20 protein-coding genes and 7 tRNA genes are annotated in these 20,837 nt (G+C 67.3%); 19 read left to right on the plus strand and 8 right to left on the minus strand.

What is annotated here, in order from left to right:
• The first annotated feature begins 15 nt into the window (after positions 1-15).
• The 8 genes from BCR55_RS13765 to BCR55_RS13800 all read left to right on the plus strand — a co-directional run bounded on the left by BCR55_RS13765 (position 16) and on the right by BCR55_RS13800 (position 1,844).
• Positions 16-91: transfer RNA gene (locus BCR55_RS13765), tRNA-Ala, on the plus strand.
• Positions 92-225: 134 nt separating this feature from the next.
• Positions 226-301: transfer RNA gene (locus BCR55_RS13770), tRNA-Glu, on the plus strand.
• 81 nt (positions 302-382) lie between these two features.
• Positions 383-459 (plus strand) — tRNA-Asp (locus tag BCR55_RS13775).
• A 61-nt stretch (positions 460-520) separates the two neighbouring features.
• Positions 521-596: transfer RNA gene (locus BCR55_RS13780), tRNA-Glu, on the plus strand.
• An 81-nt stretch (positions 597-677) separates the two neighbouring features.
• A tRNA-Asp gene (locus BCR55_RS13785) sits at positions 678-754 on the plus strand.
• Between the two features lie 63 nt (positions 755-817).
• A tRNA-Glu gene (locus BCR55_RS13790) sits at positions 818-893 on the plus strand.
• Between the two features lie 73 nt (positions 894-966).
• Positions 967-1,043, plus strand: a tRNA-Asp gene (locus tag BCR55_RS13795).
• 336 nt (positions 1,044-1,379) lie between these two features.
• Positions 1,380-1,844 carry a GNAT family N-acetyltransferase gene (locus BCR55_RS13800; RefSeq protein ID WP_035488286.1) on the plus strand — a complete coding sequence of 155 codons (465 nt, stop codon included), beginning with the start codon at positions 1,380-1,382 and terminating at the stop codon, positions 1,842-1,844.
• Between the two features lie 8 nt (positions 1,845-1,852).
• Here the strand turns inward: BCR55_RS13800 and BCR55_RS13805 are convergent, their stop codons facing one another.
• Positions 1,853-2,731, minus strand: a complete 879-nt coding sequence (locus BCR55_RS13805; protein WP_053297120.1) for a helix-turn-helix domain-containing protein — start codon at positions 2,729-2,731, stop codon at positions 1,853-1,855.
• Between the two features lie 170 nt (positions 2,732-2,901).
• On the opposite strand from BCR55_RS13805, the gene rraA reads away from it, so the two are divergent.
• Entirely contained in the window at positions 2,902-3,396 is a 495-nt protein-coding gene (gene rraA, locus BCR55_RS13815) for a ribonuclease E activity regulator RraA (protein WP_006402610.1), read from the plus strand.
• 41 nt (positions 3,397-3,437) lie between these two features.
• The gene (locus BCR55_RS13820) at positions 3,438-3,851 is read left to right on the plus strand and encodes a gamma-glutamylcyclotransferase (protein WP_006407733.1); all 414 of its coding nucleotides are present in this window, start codon (positions 3,438-3,440) and stop codon (positions 3,849-3,851) included.
• A 116-nt stretch (positions 3,852-3,967) separates the two neighbouring features.
• Here the strand turns inward: BCR55_RS13820 and aceB are convergent, their stop codons facing one another.
• Entirely contained in the window at positions 3,968-5,560 is a 1,593-nt protein-coding gene (aceB, locus tag BCR55_RS13825) for a malate synthase A (RefSeq protein WP_053297121.1), read from the minus strand.
• Between the two features lie 67 nt (positions 5,561-5,627).
• Positions 5,628-6,389 (minus strand): haloacid dehalogenase type II, encoded by a 762-nt coding sequence (locus tag BCR55_RS13830; protein WP_053297122.1) that lies wholly within the window; start codon positions 6,387-6,389, stop codon positions 5,628-5,630.
• A 156-nt stretch (positions 6,390-6,545) separates the two neighbouring features.
• Between BCR55_RS13830 and BCR55_RS13835 the strand changes: the two genes are divergently transcribed.
• Together BCR55_RS13835 and BCR55_RS13840 are read left to right on the plus strand one after the other, a co-directional pair.
• Complete coding sequence (locus BCR55_RS13835; protein ID WP_006402614.1) at positions 6,546-7,451, plus strand: LysR family transcriptional regulator; 906 nt, start codon at positions 6,546-6,548, stop codon at positions 7,449-7,451.
• Between the two features lie 141 nt (positions 7,452-7,592).
• Entirely contained in the window at positions 7,593-8,027 is a 435-nt protein-coding gene (locus BCR55_RS13840; protein ID WP_006402615.1) for a universal stress protein, read from the plus strand.
• Positions 8,028-8,238: 211 nt separating this feature from the next.
• Here BCR55_RS13840 and aceA read toward each other — a convergent pair whose 3' ends face one another.
• The 3 genes from aceA to BCR55_RS13855 form a co-directional block, all read right to left on the minus strand.
• Positions 8,239-9,546, minus strand: coding sequence for an isocitrate lyase (gene aceA, locus BCR55_RS13845; protein ID WP_006402616.1), 1,308 nt, complete (start codon positions 9,544-9,546; stop codon positions 8,239-8,241).
• A 379-nt stretch (positions 9,547-9,925) separates the two neighbouring features.
• Positions 9,926-11,446, minus strand: coding sequence for a DEAD/DEAH box helicase (locus tag BCR55_RS13850; RefSeq protein WP_006407730.1), 1,521 nt, complete (start codon positions 11,444-11,446; stop codon positions 9,926-9,928).
• 349 nt (positions 11,447-11,795) lie between these two features.
• The gene (locus BCR55_RS13855; protein ID WP_006402618.1) at positions 11,796-12,065 is read right to left on the minus strand and encodes an acyl-CoA-binding protein; all 270 of its coding nucleotides are present in this window, start codon (positions 12,063-12,065) and stop codon (positions 11,796-11,798) included.
• 146 nt (positions 12,066-12,211) lie between these two features.
• On the opposite strand from BCR55_RS13855, the gene tsaB reads away from it, so the two are divergent.
• From tsaB to BCR55_RS13875, 4 genes are read left to right on the plus strand one after another with little or no spacing between them, the layout of a single operon-like run.
• On the plus strand, positions 12,212-12,979 hold the full coding sequence (gene tsaB, locus BCR55_RS13860) for a tRNA (adenosine(37)-N6)-threonylcarbamoyltransferase complex dimerization subunit type 1 TsaB (RefSeq protein ID WP_035488280.1): 768 nt from the start codon (positions 12,212-12,214) through the stop codon (positions 12,977-12,979).
• Positions 12,976-13,473, plus strand: coding sequence for a ribosomal protein S18-alanine N-acetyltransferase (rimI, locus tag BCR55_RS13865; RefSeq protein WP_006407728.1), 498 nt, complete (start codon positions 12,976-12,978; stop codon positions 13,471-13,473). The genes tsaB and rimI overlap by 4 nt, the downstream gene beginning before the upstream one ends.
• Positions 13,460-14,536 (plus strand): uracil-DNA glycosylase, encoded by a 1,077-nt coding sequence (locus BCR55_RS13870; RefSeq protein ID WP_065494673.1) that lies wholly within the window; start codon positions 13,460-13,462, stop codon positions 14,534-14,536. The genes rimI and BCR55_RS13870 overlap by 14 nt, the downstream gene beginning before the upstream one ends.
• On the plus strand, positions 14,533-15,507 hold the full coding sequence (locus tag BCR55_RS13875; RefSeq protein ID WP_065494674.1) for a DUF1853 family protein: 975 nt from the start codon (positions 14,533-14,535) through the stop codon (positions 15,505-15,507). Before BCR55_RS13870 ends, BCR55_RS13875 begins: the two co-directional genes overlap by 4 nt.
• An 18-nt stretch (positions 15,508-15,525) precedes the next feature.
• On the opposite strand, the gene thiD is transcribed toward BCR55_RS13875, so the two are convergent.
• On the minus strand, positions 15,526-16,335 hold the full coding sequence (gene thiD, locus BCR55_RS13880) for a bifunctional hydroxymethylpyrimidine kinase/phosphomethylpyrimidine kinase (protein WP_006407725.1): 810 nt from the start codon (positions 16,333-16,335) through the stop codon (positions 15,526-15,528).
• A 58-nt stretch (positions 16,336-16,393) separates the two neighbouring features.
• Complete coding sequence (gene lplT, locus BCR55_RS13885) at positions 16,394-17,701, minus strand: lysophospholipid transporter LplT (protein WP_065494675.1); 1,308 nt, start codon at positions 17,699-17,701, stop codon at positions 16,394-16,396.
• Positions 17,702-17,919: 218 nt separating this feature from the next.
• Between lplT and alr the strand changes: the two genes are divergently transcribed.
• The 3 genes from alr (at position 17,920) to BCR55_RS13900 (ending at position 20,781) form a co-directional block, all read left to right on the plus strand.
• Positions 17,920-18,990 (plus strand): alanine racemase, encoded by a 1,071-nt coding sequence (gene alr / locus BCR55_RS13890; protein ID WP_006402626.1) that lies wholly within the window; start codon positions 17,920-17,922, stop codon positions 18,988-18,990.
• A 10-nt stretch (positions 18,991-19,000) separates the two neighbouring features.
• Positions 19,001-20,377 carry a DNA repair protein RadA gene (gene radA / locus BCR55_RS13895; RefSeq protein ID WP_006402627.1) on the plus strand — a complete coding sequence of 459 codons (1,377 nt, stop codon included), beginning with the start codon at positions 19,001-19,003 and terminating at the stop codon, positions 20,375-20,377.
• 137 nt (positions 20,378-20,514) lie between these two features.
• Complete coding sequence (locus BCR55_RS13900; RefSeq protein WP_006402628.1) at positions 20,515-20,781, plus strand: DUF2866 domain-containing protein; 267 nt, start codon at positions 20,515-20,517, stop codon at positions 20,779-20,781.
• Positions 20,782-20,837 lie beyond the last annotated feature (56 nt).

The following is a 20,837-nucleotide window of genomic DNA, read 5'->3' on the forward strand; positions in this document are numbered from 1 at the left end:
ATTTCTGTTCTGCAAGGGGGTATAGCTCAGCTGGGAGAGCGCTTGCATGGCATGCAAGAGGTCAGCGGTTCGATCCCGCTTACCTCCACCAACAGAACAAACGAATCGTTTCGCGAAGTCATGTAGTAATAAATGCTTCACAAAACGATTTAAAGCAGTTAAAATTTCGGGCTTCGCTGTTATCGAGTAGTTGATAGCGAAACCAGACAAATCTGAAAAGATTTTGTCCCCTTCGTCTAGAGGCCTAGGACATCACCCTTTCACGGTGAGTACAGGGGTTCGAATCCCCTAGGGGACGCCAGATTCAGCGGCGTTTCGTAGAAGCGCTGCGAAGCTTGCAGGAACGTAACCGACGTCCTGCAGGTGACGGTGCAGAAAAGCTGGAGCGGTAGTTCAGTCGGTTAGAATACCGGCCTGTCACGCCGGGGGTCGCGGGTTCGAGTCCCGTCCGCTCCGCCAGAACGAAGCCCGTTCAAGCCATTTTGAGCGGGCTTTTGTATTAAGGTGTAAGCAGTACGTTGTCCCCTTCGTCTAGAGGCCTAGGACATCACCCTTTCACGGTGAGTACAGGGGTTCGAATCCCCTAGGGGACGCCAGATTCAGCGGCGTTTCGTAGAAGTGTCGCAAAGCTTGCAGGAACGTGACCGACGTCCTGCAGGTGACGGTGCAGAAAAGCTGGAGCGGTAGTTCAGTCGGTTAGAATACCGGCCTGTCACGCCGGGGGTCGCGGGTTCGAGTCCCGTCCGCTCCGCCAGAACGAAGCCCGTTCAAGACGTTTTTGAGCGGGCTTTTGTATTAAGGATGTAAGCAGTACGTTGTCCCCTTCGTCTAGAGGCCTAGGACATCACCCTTTCACGGTGAGTACAGGGGTTCGAATCCCCTAGGGGACGCCAGATTTCGGCGTCGTTCGAACAAACGATGCGCCGGCAGGAAGCAACCGACGCCTGCCAGGCAAGCAGCAAGACTGGAGCGGTAGTTCAGTCGGTTAGAATACCGGCCTGTCACGCCGGGGGTCGCGGGTTCGAGTCCCGTCCGCTCCGCCAGAAAATGAAGAAGCCCGCCTTGCGCGGGCTTTTTCATTTGCTTTTCCGTTTGCGCCCGCTTGCGGGCGCGTGACTGCGGAGGGGAGGAAGCCGCCTGCGCGGCTTCCGGCGGGACTCGAAGGGATGCGCGTGCACGCGCATCCGCGGCCTGCAGAATGTAGGCGAGTCCCGTCCGCTCCGCCAGAAAATGAAGAAGCCCGCCTTGTGCGGGCTTCTTCTATTGCTGCGCCATCTTTGCCGCCGAATCGGCGCGCCGCCCCGCGCTACGAGAAATTCGCGATTGCATCCGCACGCGACTGCGCTATCGTGACGGCATGCCTTCCTGATCCCCGCGCGATGCTCGATCCGACCGACCTGCGACTCCTGTATCAGCTCCGGCCTGCGGAGCCCGGCGATTTTCCGTTCGCCGAGGCGCTGACGCACGGCAACATGGGCGGCTATTACAAGCGGCACGGGCTCGTATGGCGCAGCGACCTGTTCTACGCAAGCTGGCGCGAATCGGAGAATTTCATTCTCGAAGCCGACGGTCAGCGCATCGGCGTGCTGCGCGTGACGGAAGAGGGCGACTCGCTGCATATCCGCGACGTGCAGATCGCGGCCGGCCATCGCGGTCGCGGCGCGGGCACCTATCTACTCGACATGTCGCATCGCTGGGCGCGTGCGCGCGGGTTGCACGAGCTGCAACTGCGCGTGTTCGTCGACAATCCGGCCGCGCGTCTGTACCGCCGTATGGGTTATCACGTGACAGGGCCGCGCCTCGCGCAACTCGGCTCGATCCGTCACATGGTGCGGCCGGTCTGACGCGAGGCTCAGCGCACCGTATCGTGCGCGTCGTCGTCGCGCATGTCGTCGCTCGGTGCGACGCGCTCGGTGCCGCGGTGCTCGTATCCGCGCAGCATGAAGGCACGCGGGCTTTCGCCGAACGCGCGCCGGAACATCGCCGAGAACGCGCTCTGGCTCTGGTAGCCGAGCTCGCGCGCGATATGCGAGAGCGGGCGCCCCTGATTCAGCAACGGAATCGCGCGCGCCAGCAGCGCCTGCTGCCGCCATTGCGAGAAGCTCACTCCGAGTTCCTGCTTGAAGAGCCGCGAGATCGTGCGCGTGCTCGCCCCGACCTCGCTCGCCCAGTGTTCGAGCGATTCGGCGTTTGCCGGCTGCGCGAGCACCGATTCGCAGAGCGTCCGGAGCCGCTTTTCGTCTGGCATCGGCACCGCGAGCGGCAACGGCTCCGCGCGGCTCAGTTCATCGAGCACGAGCCCGCATAGCAGGCGCTCGCGTCCGTCGCTGAGGTCGCGCGCGTCCAGTGCGACGATCAGCTCGCGCAGCAATCCCGTCACTTCGACCACGCGGCACGCGGCGAGCCCGTCCGGAACGATCGATTCGTCGATATAGAGCGTGCGCAGGTACGCCTCTTCGACGATCGCGACTTCGTGCGTGACGTGCGGCGGCACCCAGATCGCGCGGGACGGCGGCACCATCCAGGTCGTGCCGGTCGTCGCGACACGCAGCACGCCGCGCGATGCATACGCGAGCTGCGCCCACGCATGCGTGTGCAGCGGAATGCGGCTGCCCGCGTCGACGTGGCGCGCGCGCACGCGCATCGGGTGCGCGCGCGTCGGCGCGAACTCGGGCGGAATGTCGATGACGTCGTACGGATTCGACGCGTCGGCCGGGACGATCGGATGCATGAGGTTCGGACTGGAGCGGCGGGCGATGCCGTTATTGTAGAAGGGGCCGTGCAAGCGCAGGCGGCGGCTTTTGGGTCGATAATGCAGCGTTTCAATGAACTTTGTATGGGCGGGACGGCCTTCGCGTTCACCGTGCCGCAGCGCGCCCCTCGATCGAAGGAGACGAACCGATGACGTTTGCAACAACCGATCTTTGCGACGCCCACGAAGACAAACTGGCCGCCGGCACGCTGCGCGTGCTGCAGCCGGCCTTACGGCCGTACGGCGGTGCGGCGCGCTTCGCCGGGCCCGCCGCGACGCTGAAGGTGTTCGAGGACAACACGCTCGTGCGTGCGGCGCTCGAGCAGGACGGCGGCGGCCGCGTGCTCGTCGTCGACGGCGGCGCGAGCCTGCGCTGCGCGCTCGTCGGCGGCAATCTCGGCGCGCTGGCCGAGAAGAACGGATGGGCCGGCATCGTCGTGCACGGATGCGTGCGCGATGCGGCCGAACTGCGCGAATGCAAGGTCGGCGTGCTGGCGCTCGCGACGCATCCGCGCAAGAGCGACAAGCGCGGCGCGGGCGAGCGCGACGTGCCGGTCACGGTGCTCGGCACGCGGATCGCGCCGGGCGAATGGATCTACGCGGACGACGACGGCGTGCTCGTGAGCGCGACGTCGCTGACCTGACCCGACGTGCGACTGCACGCGAATCGCTGAAGGAGAGATCGATGCGCTACGTATTCGTCTACGGCACGCTGAGGGCCGGCGAGATCAACGACATCGGCCTTGCGGCCGCGCGGCACGGCATTCCCGCGCCGACGCTGATCGGCGCGGCGGCGCTGCCGGGCGAACTGTACGATTTCGGCACGTATCCCGGCATGACGGCCGCGCACGTCGGCACGTCGATCGTATGGGGCGATGTGTACGAGATCGACGAGCGGCTGGTGCCCGTGCTCGACGAGATCGAGCGCGTCTATCCGGGCGTCGACACGCTGTTCCGTCAGGAGAGCGTGACCGTCGAACTCGGCGGCCGCCAGTATGCGTGCCTGTATTACCCGGTTGCCGCGCATGCGACGGCCGACCGTCCGCGGATCGCATCCGGCGACTGGGTCCGGCATCGGCGCGAGCGCGAAGCGGCGTGAGCGTCGGTGTCCGCGACGACGAGCCGGCTGTCGCAAAAAGAGAAAGCGCCCCGCAGGGCGCTTTTTGACGAACGGACCGGCCGGCACGCGGCGGTGCGCCGCGGCGGCCGGCCGTATCAGATTTCCTCGTACAGCGGCAGCGTCAGGAATTCGGTGAAGCCTTCCGACGTCGACATCTGTTCGAAGATCGCCGCCGCACGCTCGTAAGGCTGCGTGTTGCCGCCGACCGAGCGCTTCACGTTCTCGAGCTCGGCCTTCGCGAACTCGCGCACGAGCTCCGCGGTGACCTTGCGGCCGTCGTCGAGCACGCCCTTCGGCGAGCGGATCCACTGCCACACCTGCGAGCGCGAGATCTCGGCGGTGGCCGCATCTTCCATCAGGTTGTGAATCGGCACGCAGCCGTTGCCGTCGAGCCACGCGCCGAGATAGTGGATCCCGACGTTGATGTTGTTGCGCAGGCCGGCTTCGGTGATCGGCGCCTCGGGCTGGAAGTCGAGCAGGTTCTTGCCCTCGACCTGCACGTCGTCGCGCTGCTTGCCGATCTGGTTCGGCTTGTCGCCGAGCACCTTGACGAATTCCTCCATCGCGATCGGCACGAGGCCCGGGTGCGCCACCCAGCCGCCGTCGTAGCCGTCCGTGGCATCGCGCTGCTTGTCCGAACGCACGCCGGCCATCGCCTTCTCGTTCGCTTCCGGATCGTTCTTGATCGGAATCAGCGCGCTCATTCCGCCGATCGCGGGCGCGTTGCGCTTGTGGCAGGTCTTCAGCAGCAGCAGCGCGTAGGCGCGCATGAACGGCACCGTCATCGTGATCTTCGAGCGATCGGCGAGGCAGAAGTCGCGATCGTTCTTGAACTTCTTGATCGCCGAGAAGATGTAGTCCCAGCGGCCCGCGTTCAGGCCCGAGCTGTGTTCGCGCAGCTCGTAGAGGATCTCGTCCATTTCGAACGCGGCGAGGATCGTCTCGATCAGCACCGTCGCGCGGACCGTGCCGCGCGGAATGCCGATCGCTTCCTGCGCGGCGACGAAGATGTCGTTCCACAGGCGCGCCTCGAGATGGCTTTCCATCTTCGGCAGGTAGAAGTACGGGCCCGAGCCGCGCGCGATCAGCTCCTTCGCGTTATGGAACAGGAACAGCGCGAAATCGAAGATGCCGCCGGACACGCGCTGGCCGTCGACCGTCACGTGCTTCTCGTCGAGGTGCCAGCCGCGCGGACGCACGATCAGCGTCGCGACCTTGTCGTTCAGCTTGTACGACTTGCCGTTCTGCTCGAGCGAGATCGTGCGGCGCACCGCATCCTTCAGGTTGATCTGGCCGTCGATCTGGTTCGTCCAGCTCGGCGCGTTCGAATCCTCGAAGTCCGTCATGTACGAATCTGCGCCCGAGTTCAGCGCATTGATGATCATCTTGCGCTCGACGGGGCCGGTGATCTCGACGCGGCGGCACTGCAGGTCGGCAGGCAGCGGCGCGACCTTCCAGTCGCCTTCGCGGATGGCCTTCGTCTCGGGCAGAAAATCGGGGCGCTCGCCGGCGTCGAGACGCTTCGTGCGCTCGACGCGCGCCTGCAGCAGCGCCTGGCGGCGCGGTTCGAACGCGCGATGCAGCGAAGCGACGAGCTCGAGCGCGTCGGGCGTCAGGATAGCTTCGTAACCCGGCTTGATCTCGCCGGTGATCGCCATGCCTTGCGGCAGCGTGATCGGGGTGCTCATGGGTCTCATCTCCTTGGTCGGTCAGTTGCGGTTTCGGTGAAGGGGGAAGGCGGCAGCGATGCGAACGTCATGCGCCCGGGCCGGGGCGCGTGCGGTTCGCCGCTCTGCCGGACGGAGCCGGGGTGGCGAGGAATGCGAGCAGATCGGCCATGCCGGTGCCGGTGCCGTCGGGCGGCACGCCGAGTTCTTCGGCCGGTGCGCCCGTACGGTTCAGCCAGAACGTCGTGTAGCCGAACCAGCCGGCGCCTGCGACGTCCCACGCGTTCGACGACACGAACACGATGTCGCGCGGGTTCGCGCCGAACGCGGCGGTGCCGAGCGCATAGGCGGCCGGACTCGGCTTGTACGCGCGCACGGCGTCGGCCGACAGCACGCGATCGAACAGGCCGGTCATGCCGGCGCTCTTGATCGCGATGTCGAGCATCTGCGGATTGCCGTTCGACAGGATCGCGAGCGGCGGACGCGGCTCCAGCGCGCGCAGCCTCCGCAGCGCGGGCACCGTATCGGGATAGGTGGACAGACACGCGTATTCGTCCATCAGCCGCTTTTCGGCCGCGCTGTTCAGCGCGACGCCGAGCGAGCGTGCGGCAAAGCGCAGCGCGTCGAGCGTGATGTCGCGAAACGGGCGATAGTGCGCACCGGCCGGATCGGCGAGCGTGCGCAGCTGCGAGTATTCGATTTGTTTGCGTCGCCACAGCTGCGACAACCGTTCCCCGCGACCGGGGAACATCTGCTCAGCCGCAGCCACGACGGCATGCACGTCGAACAACGTGCCGAATGCGTCGAACAGGATGGCGTCGGGAGAGGAGAGTGTCGTTGTGGCCGACATAGCCTTGCGCTCCAGTTTCAGAGGTCGAGTCGATTCTATTCGTGATCGCTGGTATCAAAAAAGACGCTAATCATCACTTGATCTTTTACTTTCATATACCTAATCTTGAGCCGCTTCAGTCATCAGAGCGGCACGGCGTGCCGTCCCTTTCGATTCATGGACCGGTTCAAACAGATCGAAACGTTCGTCGCGGTCGCGGCGAAAGGCAGCCTGTCGGCGGCCGCGCACGCGGAGGGCGTCGCACCGGCGATCATCGGCCGCCGTCTCGACGCGCTCGAGGAGCGGCTCGGCGTCAAGCTGCTCGTGCGCACGACGCGCAAGCTCACGCTGACCTTCGAGGGCTCCGCCTTCCTCGAGGATTGCCAGCGCATCATCAACGACATGCAGAACGCGGAAGCGAGCGTGTCCGCCGGCGGCGTGAAGGCGAGCGGCCATTTGCGCATCACGGCGCCGGCCGGCTTCGGCCGCCGCCACGTCGCGCCGCTCGTGCCGGACTTCAGCGGCGCGCATCCGGACGTGTCGGTCACGCTCGATCTGTCGGACCGGATGGTCGACCTCGTCAACGAAGGCTTCGATTGCGCGGTGCGGCTCGGCGAGCTGCCCGATTCTTCGCTCGTGTCGCTGAAGCTCGGCGAGAACCGGCGCGTGTGCGTCGCGTCGCCCGCCTATCTCGCGCGGCGCGGCACGCCGACGACGCTCGCGGAACTCGCGCGCCACAACTGCCTCGCGCTCGCTGCGAACGCGAACCAGCAGCGCGGCTGGACTTTCCAGGAAGACGACAAGGTCGTGTCGATCCGCGTGAGCGGCACGATGGAGTGCTCCGACGGCGCGGTGCTGCACGAGTGGTGCCTGGCCGGCCACGGTCTGGCATGGCGATCGTGGTGGGAAGTCGGCGACGACATCGCGGCCGGCCGCCTCGTCAGCGTGCTCGACGCGTTCGCGGCGCCGCCGATCGGCATTCACGCCGTGTTTCCGCAGCGCCGGCACCTGCCGCTGCGCGTGCGGCTGTTTCTCGATTACCTGAAGCACACGTACGAGCGGCCCGGTTACTGGGGCGAATAGCGTCGCGCGGCAACATGCGGGCCAATCCGCTGCCGCCGCTGCCGCGTCGCGCACTACAATCGAAACAGGCAGGCGCGCGGCATCGCGACGAGCAGGGACGGCGCGGCGGCGCGCGGCGTGCCATTGACGCAGGAGGGCGCGATGTTCCGGCACATCCTCGTTCCAACCGACGGTTCCGAACTGTCGAAGAAGGCGATCGACGGCGCGATCGATCTGGCCCGCGCGGTCAATGCACGCGTGACCGCGTATGCGTGCCTGCCGCAGTATCCGTATTCGCCGTTTTCCGAAGTGATCATCGAGCCGCCCGCCGATTTCCGTGCGCGCAGCGAGCGCGAGGCGCGCGCGCATCTCGACGAAGTCGAAACGGCCGCGAAGGCGGCGGGTGTCGTCTGCGATACGTGGACGAGCGTGCATCCGTCGCCGTACCTCGGGATCATCGAGGCGGCCGAGCGCGGCGGCTGCGACGTGATTTTCATGGCGTCGCACGGACGTCGCGGGCTCGGCAGCCTGCTGATCGGCAGCGAGACGCAGCGCGTGCTGACTCATACGAAGATTCCGGTGATCGTCTATCGGTGATCGCGGTGCCGGCGCTGCGAGTAGCGCATGGCCGGCGCCGAAAAAAGGGCGCGCCGGACGGTGCCGGCGCGCGTCGTAGCAAACGGCCCGCAGGCCGCGCGGCCGGTCGCGTGGTGCGCGCCGGCCGTCTCCTCCCTGGTTCTCGCTCTGTCGTCGCCGCCGCGGTCGGCCCGGTCCGGGCGCGACAGCGGCGGCGCGTGGCGCGCGACGCTTACGCGACCTTCTTGCCGTCGAAGAACTGCTCGTCTTCGGTCGAGCCGTGCAGGGCGGTCGTCGACGCTTCGCGCTCGACCGTCTGCGTGACCGCGTCGAAGTAGCCGGTACCGACTTCGCGCTGGTGCTTGACCGCCGTGAAGCCCTTGTCGGCTGCCGCGAACTCGGCCTGCTGCAGTTCGACGAACGCGCTCATCTGCGTGCGTGCGTAGCCGTGCGCGAGGTTGAACATCGAGTAGTTCAGCGCGTGGAAGCCGGCGAGCGTGATGAACTGGAACTTGTAGCCCATGGCGCCGAGCTCCTTCTGGAACTTGGCGATCGTCGCGTCGTCGAGGTTCTTCTTCCAGTTGAACGACGGCGAGCAGTTGTACGACAGCAGCTTGCCCGGGAACTGCTTGTGGATCGCTTCCGCGAACTTCTTCGCGTATTCGAGATCCGGCTTGCCGGTTTCGCACCAGATCAGATCGGCGTACGGCGCATACGCGAGGCCGCGCGACACGGCCTGCTCGAGGCCCGGCTTCGTGCGGAAGAAGCCTTCGACCGTGCGCTCGCCGGTCAGGAACGGCTTGTCGTTGTCGTCGATGTCGGACGTGATCAGGTCAGCGGCTTCCGCGTCGGTACGTGCGACGAGCACGGTCGGCGTGCCCATCACGTCGGCGGCGAGACGCGCGGCCGAGAGCTTCGCGACCGCTTCGCGCGTCGGCACGAGCACCTTGCCGCCCATGTGGCCGCACTTCTTGACCGATGCGAGCTGGTCTTCGAAGTGCACGCCCGATGCGCCTGCCTCGATCATCGCCTTCATCAGCTCGAATGCGTTCAGCACGCCGCCGAAACCGGCTTCCGCGTCGGCGACGATCGGCGCGAAGAAGTCGACATAGCCTTCGTCGCCCGGGTTCTTGCCTTCGGACCACTGGATCTGGTCTGCGCGCGTCAGCGTGTTGTTGATGCGCTTCACGACGAGCGGCACCGAGTTCGCCGGATACAGCGACTGGTCCGGATACATCTCGCCGGCGACGTTCGCGTCGCCCGCGACCTGCCAGCCGGACAGGTAGATCGCCTTCAGGCCGGCCTTGACCTGCTGCATCGCCTGGTTGCCGGTCAGCGCGCCGAGTGCGTTGACGAACGGCTCGTTGTTGATCAGCTCCCACAGCTTTTCGGCGCCGCGCTTCGCGAGCGTGTGCTCGACCTGGATCGAGCCGCGCAGGCGCACCACGTCTTCAGCCGTGTAGCTGCGCTTGATGCCCTTCCAGCGCGGATCGGTTTCCCATTGCTTTTGCAGTTCCTGTGCCTGTTGCTGACGCGACATGATGAGCTCCTTGAAGTGGTGTGTTGCCTATCGGTTGAATCGGACGGTGATGATGCTGTTCGCGAAGCCGGTTGTGCTGCGTCCCGTTTCGTGAAGTCTTGTATAAGAGTCTAGGCAAATCGCGTCGCGCGAAACAGGGGCTATGTCGGGATGGTGTGAAATTTTTATTCTTTGAAAATCATGTGGTTATGATTGACGTTTCGCGATAAGAAACGTCTTTTTTTATTCTGCAATCGGTATGGTTGTGCCACGCAGCATGATTTTTTACGAGACAAAAGATTTTTTCGTATCGTGAAAAGCGGGGCGAGACGAAAAAAAACCGGCGCGGATGCGCCGGTCGATCGGATGCGTGGGCGGCTCGCAAGCCGCCCGTGCGCGCTTACGACGCGGAATTGCTGCGTCGCGGGCCGCTGCTGCGCTGACCGTCGCGACGGCCGCCGTCGCGGCTCGCGCCCGGCTTGCCGCTCCAGCCGCCGCCGTTGCCGCCGCCGTAGCTGCGGCCGTGACCGCCGTGGCCACCGCCGCCCGGCTTGCCGCCGAAACGTCGACCGCCGTTACCGCCGCCCGGGCGGCCGCGGCCGTTGCCGCGATCGTTGCGCGGCGGCGTCTTGCGCGGCTCGAAGCCTTCGATCACGTTGACCGGCAGCGGCGAACGCACGAAGCGCTCGATGCGCTTGAGCGCACCTTGCTCCGCGTGATGCACGAGGCTCACCGCGATACCCGAACGGCCCGCGCGGCCCGTGCGGCCGATCCGGTGCACGTAGTCTTCCGCGAACTTCGGCAGATCGTAGTTGAACACGTGCGTGATGCCCGGAATGTCGATGCCGCGGGCCGCGACGTCGGTCGCGACCAGCACGCGCACGCGGCGCTCGCGCAGCGCACGGATCGTGCGGTTACGTGCGCCCTGCGGCAGGTCGCCGTGCAGCGCGGCCGACTGGAAGCCGGCGTCGGCGAGGCGGCCGGCCAGCTGATCGGCGTCGATCTTGGTCGCCGTGAAGATGATCGCCTGGTCGAGCGCGGCGTCGCGCAGCAGGTGATCGAGCAGGCGATCCTTGTGGTCGCGATCGTCGACGTAGTGGACCGTCTGCGCGATGTTCGCGCGCGATTCGAGGCGCTGCTGGATCTCGATGCGCTCCGGATCCTTCAGCAGGCGGCTCGTCAGCGAACCGATCTTGCCGTCGAGCGTGGCCGAGAACAGCATCGTCTGGCGCGACTCGGGCGTTGCCTCGACGATCGTTTCGATGTCTTCGATGAAGCCCATGTCGAGCATGCGGTCGGCTTCGTCGAGCACGAGCATCTTCAGCTCGGACAGGTCGATGCGGCCGCGCTCGAGGTGGTCGAGCAGGCGGCCCGGCGTCGCGACCAGGATTTCCGGGTTCTTCGCGAGCAGCATCAGCTGCTGGCCGTAGGCGACGCCGCCGAGGATGCTGACCGTGCGCAGGCGCTTCAGGTGCTTGCCGTACGTCGATGCGGCGGTCGTCACCTGCATCGCGAGTTCGCGGGTCGGCGTCAGCACGAGCAGGCCCGGGCGCGCGACGGGTTGCGGACGGCGCGCGCGGCGCTCGCCCTGGTTCGCTTCGCGCGGCGCGCGCGGTTGCTGCGCCTGCGCTTTCTGGAGCTGCGCGAAACGCTCGATCGCAGGCAGCATGAAGGCGGCCGTCTTGCCCGAACCGGTTGGGCTCGACACCAGCAGGTCGCGGCCGGCGATGCCGGCCGGAATCGCGCGCTGCTGAACCGGTGTCGGCTTCACGTAGCCGGCGGCCTGCAGCGCGGAGACGATCTCCGGCGACAGCCCGAGCGACGCGAAGCTCGGTTCGTCGGCGGCCGGTGCGGCGGCGTCGAGACCGAGCGCCTGGTCGGCGATCGCGTTGAGCGGGCTGGAGTTGATGCTCGAAGTCATAACAATCCTTGAAACACAGTGGGTGAAACGTCGGCGCCAATCGCGCATACCCAAGTCGTCGGATTCAGCGAGCAAATCGGGAAACGGGTGCAATCCGCCGAATGGACGGCGGACGAGGCATTAGAAGCTGTTTTGGGTGCGGCGCGCTGCAGGAGCGGGACCGCCAGCCTGATAAGTGACGACCGCAAGGGCCGAAGCAGGAGGGGACAGGTTCTAAACCGGATTGGAGCTTAACGCTACGTGGCGTCCGGCCGGAGCGGCCTACAGGCCGAGCGCGGAAGTGACGCAGCCGGCATTGTAACGAATTTTGCTGCGCTGCGCCACCGGTTTGAAGGCCGAGGGCCGGCGGTCAGGAAGCGGTGCCGTTCTTCAGCGATTCGACGAGTTCGATGTACTGCTGCTTCGCGGTGTCCTGCGGTGTGCCTTTCAACGCTTCCCACGCGTCGTACTTGTATTTGCCGACGATGTCCGTGAAGCCCGGCTTGTCGCCGTGGACGTCGCCGTCGGTCGCCTGCTTGAACAGCGCGTACAGCCGCAGCAGCGTCAGATTGCCGGGCCGCTCGGTCAGTTGCTTCACGTCGATCTGGGCCTGATCGAATCGGGCGGTGAGGTCGCTCATCGGTGTCTCCGTAAGGGTTTCGAGTCGGCCGATCTTAACAAGCGGGCCGTCGCGCAGGGTCGAGCGATCCTTCCAAACCGCCGACGGCGCCGCGTGCGCGCGAAGATCGGCCGCGATCGCCCGTCAGGGCGGGGCGCCGCATTACAATGTCGGCCATGACGCAAACAGTGCTCCTCGCCATCGATACGTCGACCGAATACTGCTCGGTCGCGCTGCTGCGCTCGGCCCCGGCCGATGCGGCCGTTTCTTCCCCGCAAACCTGGTTCCGTCACGAGATGACGGGCGCCGTGTCGAGCACGCGCGTGCTGCCGGCGCTCCAGGAACTCTTCGCCGAATCCGGCCTTACGCTTGCCGACTGCGACGCGATCGCGTTCGGCGCCGGTCCCGGCTCGTTTACGGGCCTGCGCACCGCCACCGGCATTGCACAGGGCCTCGCGTTCGGTCGCGGGCTGCCCGTCGTGCCGATCGGCACGCTGCTCGCGTGCGCCGAGCACGCGCGGCTGCGCGCGCCCGGCACCACGCGCGTGCTGGCGGCGCTCGACGCGCGGATGGACGAAGCGTACTGGGCCGACTTCGCCTGGGACGACGAGGCGCACGACTGGCGCACACTGCATCCGGCGTCCCTCGACGCGCCGGCGGCGGTCGGCGTGCCCGATGCGCCGTTTACGCTCGCCGGCAACGCGGCCGCCGCATTCGGCGCGCAGCTGCCCGCGGCCGCGCGCGCGACGACGATCGACGGCGAAGCGCTGCCGCATGCGCTCGCAGTCGCGCATGCGGCGCTGCGTGCGTTCCGCGCAGGGCGTGTCGTGCCGGCCGATCAGGCTGCGCCGGAATACGTGCGCGACAAGGTCGCGCAGACGACGGCCGAGCGGATCGCGGCACGCGCAGCGCGCACGGACGGGGCGCAGGGATGACGGGCGTCCTGCTGAGCGACCGTTATCTGTCGCCGATGACGGATGCCGATCTCGACGAAGTCGTCGCGATCGAGCAGGCCGCGTACGAATTCCCGTGGAGCCGCGGCAACTTCGAGGATTCGCTGCGCAACGGCTATTTCGGCGTGTGCCTGCGTCACGTGACGGGCACGCTCGTCGGCTATTGCGTGCTGATGCCCGTCATCGACGAGATGCATCTGCTGAACCTCTGCGTCGCGCCCGCCGCGCAGCGCTCGGGCGCCGGTCTCGCGCTGCTGCGCGAAGCCGTGCGCATTGCACGCGCCGAACGGCTCGACGGCGTGCTGCTCGAAGTGCGGCCGTCGAATCCGCGCGCGATCCAGCTGTACGAGCGTTTCGGCTTCGTGACGATCGGCCGGCGCAAGAACTACTATCCGGCGCGGCATCGCAGCCGGGAGGACGCGATCGTGATGCGTCTGACGCTGAACAACGACGGAGGCGCGCATGGCGTGGGCTGAAGCGGCGCTCGAGGAGATGGGCCTCGCGCAGATCTGGGTACGGCGCGGCCAGCGCGCGAGCGGCTCGGCGGCCGGCGACGGTGCCGTCGCGGCGCAGTCGGAAGCCGCCGGCGCCGGCGCGGAGACCGTTGCGGCGGCATCGGACGCGGTGCGGTCGCGGCCCGCGGCGGCGCGCGAAGCACATGAGAAGGTTGCCGAACCGGTCGCGCGTCGGGCGGACGACGGTGCGTCGACAGGCGCGCCGATGTGCGCTGCTGCGCCCGTCGCCGATGGCGATCCTGTCGACACGCCGCGTGCACCGCAGCCGGCCGACGACGTGCTCGGCGCGCTCACGGCGATCGCGTCGGCCCAGGCCGCCTCGCCGTCCGCCGACATGCCGCCGGCCATCGACGACGATTTCGCGTGGTTCGACGCCGCGCCGCCCGGCGATTCGGCAACGGCGGACGAGCCGCGCGCGGCCGAAGCGCCGGTCGCCATGCTCGACTGGGACGCGCTCGCCGCGCGCGTGGCCGACTGCACGCGTTGCCGCCTGTGCGAGAAGCGGACGAACACGGTATTCGGCGTCGGCGACCGCGAAGCGGACTGGATGCTGATCGGCGAGGCACCGGGCGAAAACGAGGACAAGCAGGGCGAGCCGTTCGTCGGTCAGGCCGGCAAGCTGCTCGACAACATGCTGCGCTCGCTGTCGCTGCAGCGCGGCGAGAACGTGTACATCGCGAACGTGATCAAGTGCCGGCCGCCGGGCAACCGCAATCCCGAGCCGGACGAGGTCGCTCGCTGCGAGCCGTATCTGCAGCGCCAGGTCGCGCTGGTCAAGCCGAAGCTGATCGTCGCGCTCGGCCGCTTCGCCGCGCAGACGCTGCTGAAGACCGACGCGAGCATCGCATCGCTGCGCGGCCGCGTGCACGCTTACGAAGGCGTGCCGGTGATCGTCACGTACCACCCCGCGTATCTGCTGCGCAGCCTGCCGGACAAGGCGAAGGCATGGGCGGACCTGTGCCTGGCGCGCGACACGTTCGCGGCGTCGCCTGCTGCCGACGCGCCGCCGCCGGCCGCGCCATGACCGGGCGCGCGGCGTTCGCCTGCATCGATACGCTGCGCGACGTCGCGGTCCGCGACCTCGGCTGGCTGCTCGCCAGCCCGAGCCTGTTGACTGCCGCGCCCGGCGCGCCGCTGGCTCAGCCATGGTCGACTCCGGCAGAGCGGGGCGCCGCCGAAGCATGGCTCGCGGCGCTCGACGCGTCGCCCGCGCCACTGCATCGCGCGCTCGACGGGCTGCGCCCTGTGCGGCTCGGCCGCTATGCGGAGTGCCTGCTCGAATACTTCCTCGCGCACGGCCCGTCGCTGTCGCTCGTCGCGGCCAATCTGCCGCTGCGCACGCATGGCCACACGCTCGGCGAAGTCGATTTTCTCGTCGATGCACGGGACGGCCGACGCCTGCATTGGGAACTCGCGGTGAAGTGCTATCTATGCGCACCGGTGCGGGAGCGTGCGACGCTGGCCGATTTCGTCGGACCGAATCTCGTCGACCGGTTCGATCGCAAACGCAGCCGGCTGGTCGAGCACCAGCTGACGCTGAGTCGCCGCGACGGCTTCGCGCGGCTCGGCTACGGCCCCTTGTCCGATGCGCAGATGTTCGTGAAGGGCTGGCTGTTCTATCCGCATCGCGCGCCGTTGCCGCCCGTCTCGGCCGACATCGCGCCGGATCATCCGCGCGGCTTCTGGCTCACGCATGCGCAGTGGGCGGAATGGGCCGCCGCGCAGCCGGCGGACGCGGCCTGGAGCGTCCTGCCGCGGCTCGCCTGGCTCGCGCCGCGGCGGATCGCGGCGAACGTGGCAAACGCCGGCACGCCGCCCGTGCCGTTCGCCGACACGCGCGCGTTGCCGGCGGCGCTGTCCGAGCGCCCGGCGCCCGCGCTGATCGGTGTTTACAAAGCGGAACCGGACGGCACGTGGTACGAGACCGCGCGCGGCTTCATCGTGCCGGACGACTGGCCGGCGCGAGCGCAGGCCTTTGCCGCGCTGGCCGGCTGAGCGCGCCTCGGCGCGGGCTCACCACCAGCGATGGAAATGGTGGACGGGGCCGACGCCGTGGCCGACGTCGAGCTGCCCGCTCGCGGCGATCGCGCCGGTCAGATAGGCCTTCGCTTCGCGCACCGCGCTTTCGAGGTCCGGCAGCTGCGGCAGCAGCGCAGCGATCGCGGACGACAGCGTGCAGCCCGTACCGTGCGTATTGCTGACCGGCACGCGCGGGCCGTCGAGCCGCACGGCGCCCGCTTGCGCGACGAGCCAGTCGGGGCTCGCGGCCGCATCGGGCAAGTGGCCGCCTTTCATCAGCACCGCACGTGCGCCGGTCTGCAGCAGCGCGCGGCCTTGGCGCACCATGTCGTCCTCGGTCGTCGCGTGCGCGTCGCCGAGCAGCGCGGCCGCTTCCGGCAGATTCGGCGTGACGACCGTCGCGAGCGGCAGCAGCGCGTCGCGCAGTGCGTCGACCGCCTCGGGCGCGAGCAGCGCATGCGCGCTCTTCGAGATCATCACCGTGTCGAGCACGACGAAGCGCGGTGCGTAACGCCGCAGCGCGTCGGCGACGGCGTGCACGATCGGCGCGTTCGCGAGCATGCCGATCTTCACCGCATCGATGCGAATGTCGCCGAACACCGCGTCGAGCTGCGCGGTCACGAACGCGGGATCGGGCGCGTGCACACCCGTGACGCCGCGCGTGTTCTGCGCGGTCAGCGCGGTGATCGCGCTCGCGCCGTATGCGCCGAGTGCGGAGAACGTCTTCAGGTCGGCCTGGATGCCGGCGCCGCCGCCGGAATCGGAGCCGGCGATCGTCAGCACGTTGGGTATCGGATGCGTCATGATGGCAACGCGCCGGCTCGACGGCCGGCGCGAACGGACGGAAACGGGAAGTGTAGCCTCAGTGCCGCGATTCGCCGATCAGCGCGACCGAATCGAACTGGCGCTGGTTCGCCTGATGGCGGCGCATCACGAGCCACATCGTCAGGCACACGAACGTGCCGAACAGCACGATCACGACGCCGACCGGCACGTCGAGCCAGACGAGCACCGCATACAGGCACAGCATCACGAGCACCGACAGGTTCTCGTTGAAGTTCTGCACCGCGATCGAATGGCCGGCCGACAGCAGCACGTGGCCGCGATGCTGCAGCAGCGCATTCATCGGAACGACGAAGTAGCCCGACAGCGCGCCGACGCCGATCAGGAACACGTAGGCGACGATCAGATACACGGGCAGGCGCAGATGGCCGATGTGCAGCGCCCAGTGCGACGGAAACAGGTCGCGCGTGTAGAACGCCATCAGCATCACCGCGATGCCCATCATGATGCCGACGGGCAGCACCGTCAGCGACTTCTTCAGCGGAATCCGCCCCGCGGCGGCGATCGCGCCGGCCGCGACGCCGACCGCGACCACGGCCTGCAGGATCGCGCCTTCGGACAGCGTCATGCCGAGCGAGACCTCGGCCCATTTCAGCACGATGAACTGCAGCGTCGCGCCGGCGCCCCAGAACAGCGTCGTGACCGCGAGCGAGATCTGGCCGAGCTTGTCGCGCCAGAGCACCATGAAGCAGTCGGCGAAATCGGTGACGAGCTTGACGGGCCCGCGCTCCTGTTTCGGATAGCGCGCGCCGGTATCGGGAATGCGCAGGTTGAACAGCGCGGCGATCACGTACAGCGCCATGATGATGGCCATCGCCGCTTCGGCCGGCGTACCGATCCACGACGGCGTGTGCGCGATCACGTGCGATGCGATATGCGGGCTGATCAGCGCGCCGCCGAGCACGGTACCGAGGATGATCGAACTGACCGTCGTGCCTTCGATCCAGCCGTTCGCGGCGACGAGCCGGTCGGCCGGCAGCAGCTCGGTCAGAATGCCGTATTTGGCGGGCGAGTAGGCGGCCGCGCCGAAGCCGACGATGCCGTACGCGAGCAGCGGATGCGCGCCGAACAGCATGATGAGGCAGCCGATCACCTTGATCGAATTGGTGATGAACATCACGCGGCCCTTCGGACGGGAATCGGCGAACGCGCCGACGTACGCCGCGAGCACCACATAGGACAACACGAAGAACAGCTTGAGCAGCGGTGTCATCCAGTTCGGGGCGTGGAGGTCTTTCAGCAGGGCGATGGCGGCGATGAGAAGCGCATTGTCGGCCAACGACGAGAAAAACTGCGCGGCCATGATGGTGTAAAAACCTTTTTTCATCTGATGCGATGCTTTCGTCGCTGCGGCTTGGCCGCGTAGGCCGCCAGGTATGCGATCGGCTTATTCCGTTCGAAATGGGTTGTGCGCACGGCTTTATAACACGAAAATACGGCAGTTCGGACTAGCAAGATTCCCCGATCGTTCCGCAAATTGTCGGCTTCGGTGCTCAAAAGGCGCGGTAAGCTGATGATTCGCAAGCGTCTTTACGTAAATTTCCCATGCCGCGCCCGATCTCCGCCACCATCCACACCGCCGCTCTCGCGAACAATCTCTCCGTCGTCCGCCGCTATGCCGGCCCGTCCAAAGTCTGGGCGGTCGTCAAGGCCAATGCGTACGGCCACGGGCTCGCGCGCGTGTTCCCGGGCCTGCGCGGCACCGACGGCTTCGGCCTGCTCGATCTCGACGAGGCCGTGAAGCTGCGCGAGCTCGGCTGGGCGGGCCCGATCCTGCTGCTCGAAGGCTTCTTCCGCTCGACCGACATCGACGTCATCGACCGCTATAGCCTGACGACCACCGTGCACAACGACGAGCAGATGCGGATGCTGGAAACCGCGCGGCTGTCGAAGCCCGTCAACGTGCAGCTGAAGATGAACAGCGGCATGAATCGGCTCGGCTACGCCCCGGAGAAATACCGCGCCGCATGGGAGCGCGCCCGCGCGTGTCCGAGCATCGGGCAGATCACGTTGATGACCCATTTTTCGGATGCCGACAACGAGCGCGGCGTCGCCGAGCAGCTCGCGACTTTCGAGCGCGGCGCGGCGAACATCGCCGGCGCGCGCTGCCTCGCGAATTCCGCGGCCGTGCTATGGCATCCGGATACGCATTTCGACTGGGTGCGGCCCGGAATCGTGCTGTACGGCGCGTCGCCGTCGGGGCTGTCGTCCGATATCGCGGACACCGGACTGAAGCCGGCGATGACGCTGTCGTCCGAACTGATCGCGGTGCAGTCGATCGGCAAGGGGCAGGCGATCGGCTACGGCTCGACGTTCTCCGCGCCGGCGCCGATGCGGATCGGCGTCGTCGCATGCGGGTACGCGGACGGCTATCCGCGCGTCGCGCCCGAAGGCACGCCGGTGATCGTCGACGGCATCCGCACGCGCATTGTCGGGCGCGTCTCGATGGACATGATCACGGTCGACCTGACCCCGTGTCCGCAGGCCGGCGTCGGCGCGCGCGTCGAGCTGTGGGGCAATGCGCTGTCGATCGACGACGTCGCGCGCCATTGCGGGACGATCGGCTACGAGCTCATGTGCGCGGTCGCGGCCCGCGTGCCGGTGCGGGCGGAATAAGGGCGCGCGCGTGGCAAAACAGAAAACCGTCTATGTCTGCAGCGAGTGCGGCGGACAAACCCCGAAGTGGCAGGGGCAGTGCCCGTCGTGCCAGGCCTGGAATACGCTCGTCGAATCGGTCGCCGAATCGCCGACCGCCCATCGCTTCCAGTCGCTCGCGAAACGGGCGCCCGTCCAGCGCCTCGTCGACATCGAGGCGGCCGACGTGCCGCGCTTCTCGACCGGGATCGGCGAATTCGATCGCGTGCTCGGCGGCGGCCTCGTCGCGGGCGGCGTCGTGCTGATCGGCGGCGATCCGGGCATCGGCAAGTCGACGCTGCTGCTGCAGTCGCTCGCGGACATCGCGAGCGAGCGGCGCGCGCTCTATATCAGCGGCGAGGAATCGGCCGCGCAGATCGCGTTGCGCGCGCAACGGCTCGCGCTGCTCGAGGGCGCCGCGCCGGCCGCCGAGCTGAAGCTGCTGGCCGAGATCCAGCTCGAGAAGATCCAGGCCGCGATCGACGCGGAGCGGCCCGACGTCGCGGTGATCGACTCGATCCAGACCGTCTACTCGGAGGCGCTGACCTCCGCACCGGGCTCGGTCGCGCAGGTGCGCGAGTGCGCGGCGCAGCTCACGCGCATCGCGAAACAGTCGGGCACCGCGATCATCATGGTCGGTCACGTGACGAAGGAGGGCAACCTCGCGGGCCCGCGCGTGCTCGAGCACATCGTCGACACGGTGCTGTACTTCGAAGGCGATACGCACTCGTCGTTCCGGCTCGTGCGCGCGTTCAAGAACCGCTTCGGCGCCGTCAACGAACTCGGCGTGTTCGCGATGACCGAGCGCGGGCTGCGCGGCGTCGCGAACCCGTCCGCGCTGTTCCTGTCGCAGCACGAGCAAGTCGTGCCCGGCTCGTGCGTGCTCGTCACGCAGGAGGGCACGCGCCCGCTGCTCGTCGAAATCCAGGCGCTCGTCGATACCGCGCACGTGCCGAATCCGCGCCGGCTCGCGGTCGGCCTCGAGCAGAACCGGCTCGCGATGCTGCTCGCCGTGCTGCACCGGCATGCGGGCATCGCGTGCTTCGATCAGGACGTGTTCCTGAACGCGGTGGGCGGCGTGAAGATCGCCGAGCCCGCGGCCGATCTCGCGGTGCTGCTCGCGATTCACTCGTCAATGCGCAACAAGGCGTTGCCGAAGGGGCTGATCGTGTTCGGCGAAGTCGGCCTGGCCGGCGAGATCCGCCCCTCGCCGCGCGGGCAGGAGCGCTTGCGCGAGGCCGCGAAGCTCGGCTTCACGACCGCGCTGATTCCGAAGGCGAACGCGCCCAAGCAGGCGATCGAAGGGCTGAACGTGATGGCGGTCGAGCGGCTCGAGCAGGCGATCGACCGCGTGCGCGGCCTCGAATGAGCGCGCAGCCGAGCGGCAGGGCGCGCGATCTGTCGCGTAATTCACTGTAAAGAATATGTAGGCCGCGGTAACCTGCCGGACACGACTTTTTCCTATCCTTTGCCGGATTGTCGAACCGTGCAATGCGAAGGGAACCTATGTTGAAACGGTATGGGGATGCGCCCGGCGGACGTCTTTACAACCTGCGCGGCTGCCGCGTATCCGAACCGATTCGCCAGCCCTGGGGCGGCGGATGCCGGATCGTCGAATGGATCGACGACGAAGGGCGTCTCGCGCGCCGCGTCGTGTCGGAGGATGTGACCGAAGCGGAGGTCGTCGCGGCGATCCGCCGGCCGACCGAAGGGCGCCGGCATCTGATGGACGACGACGAGCAGCTGCCGCGCGATACGCTGCCGCGGCGCTGAATTGGCGCTGAATTGGCGCTGAATTGGCGCTGAATTGGCGCTACGTGGCCGCCGGC

The sequence above is a fragment of the Burkholderia sp. CCA53 genome, assembly GCF_001685525.1.
In the GTDB taxonomy this organism is placed as follows: domain Bacteria; phylum Pseudomonadota; class Gammaproteobacteria; order Burkholderiales; family Burkholderiaceae; genus Burkholderia; species Burkholderia multivorans.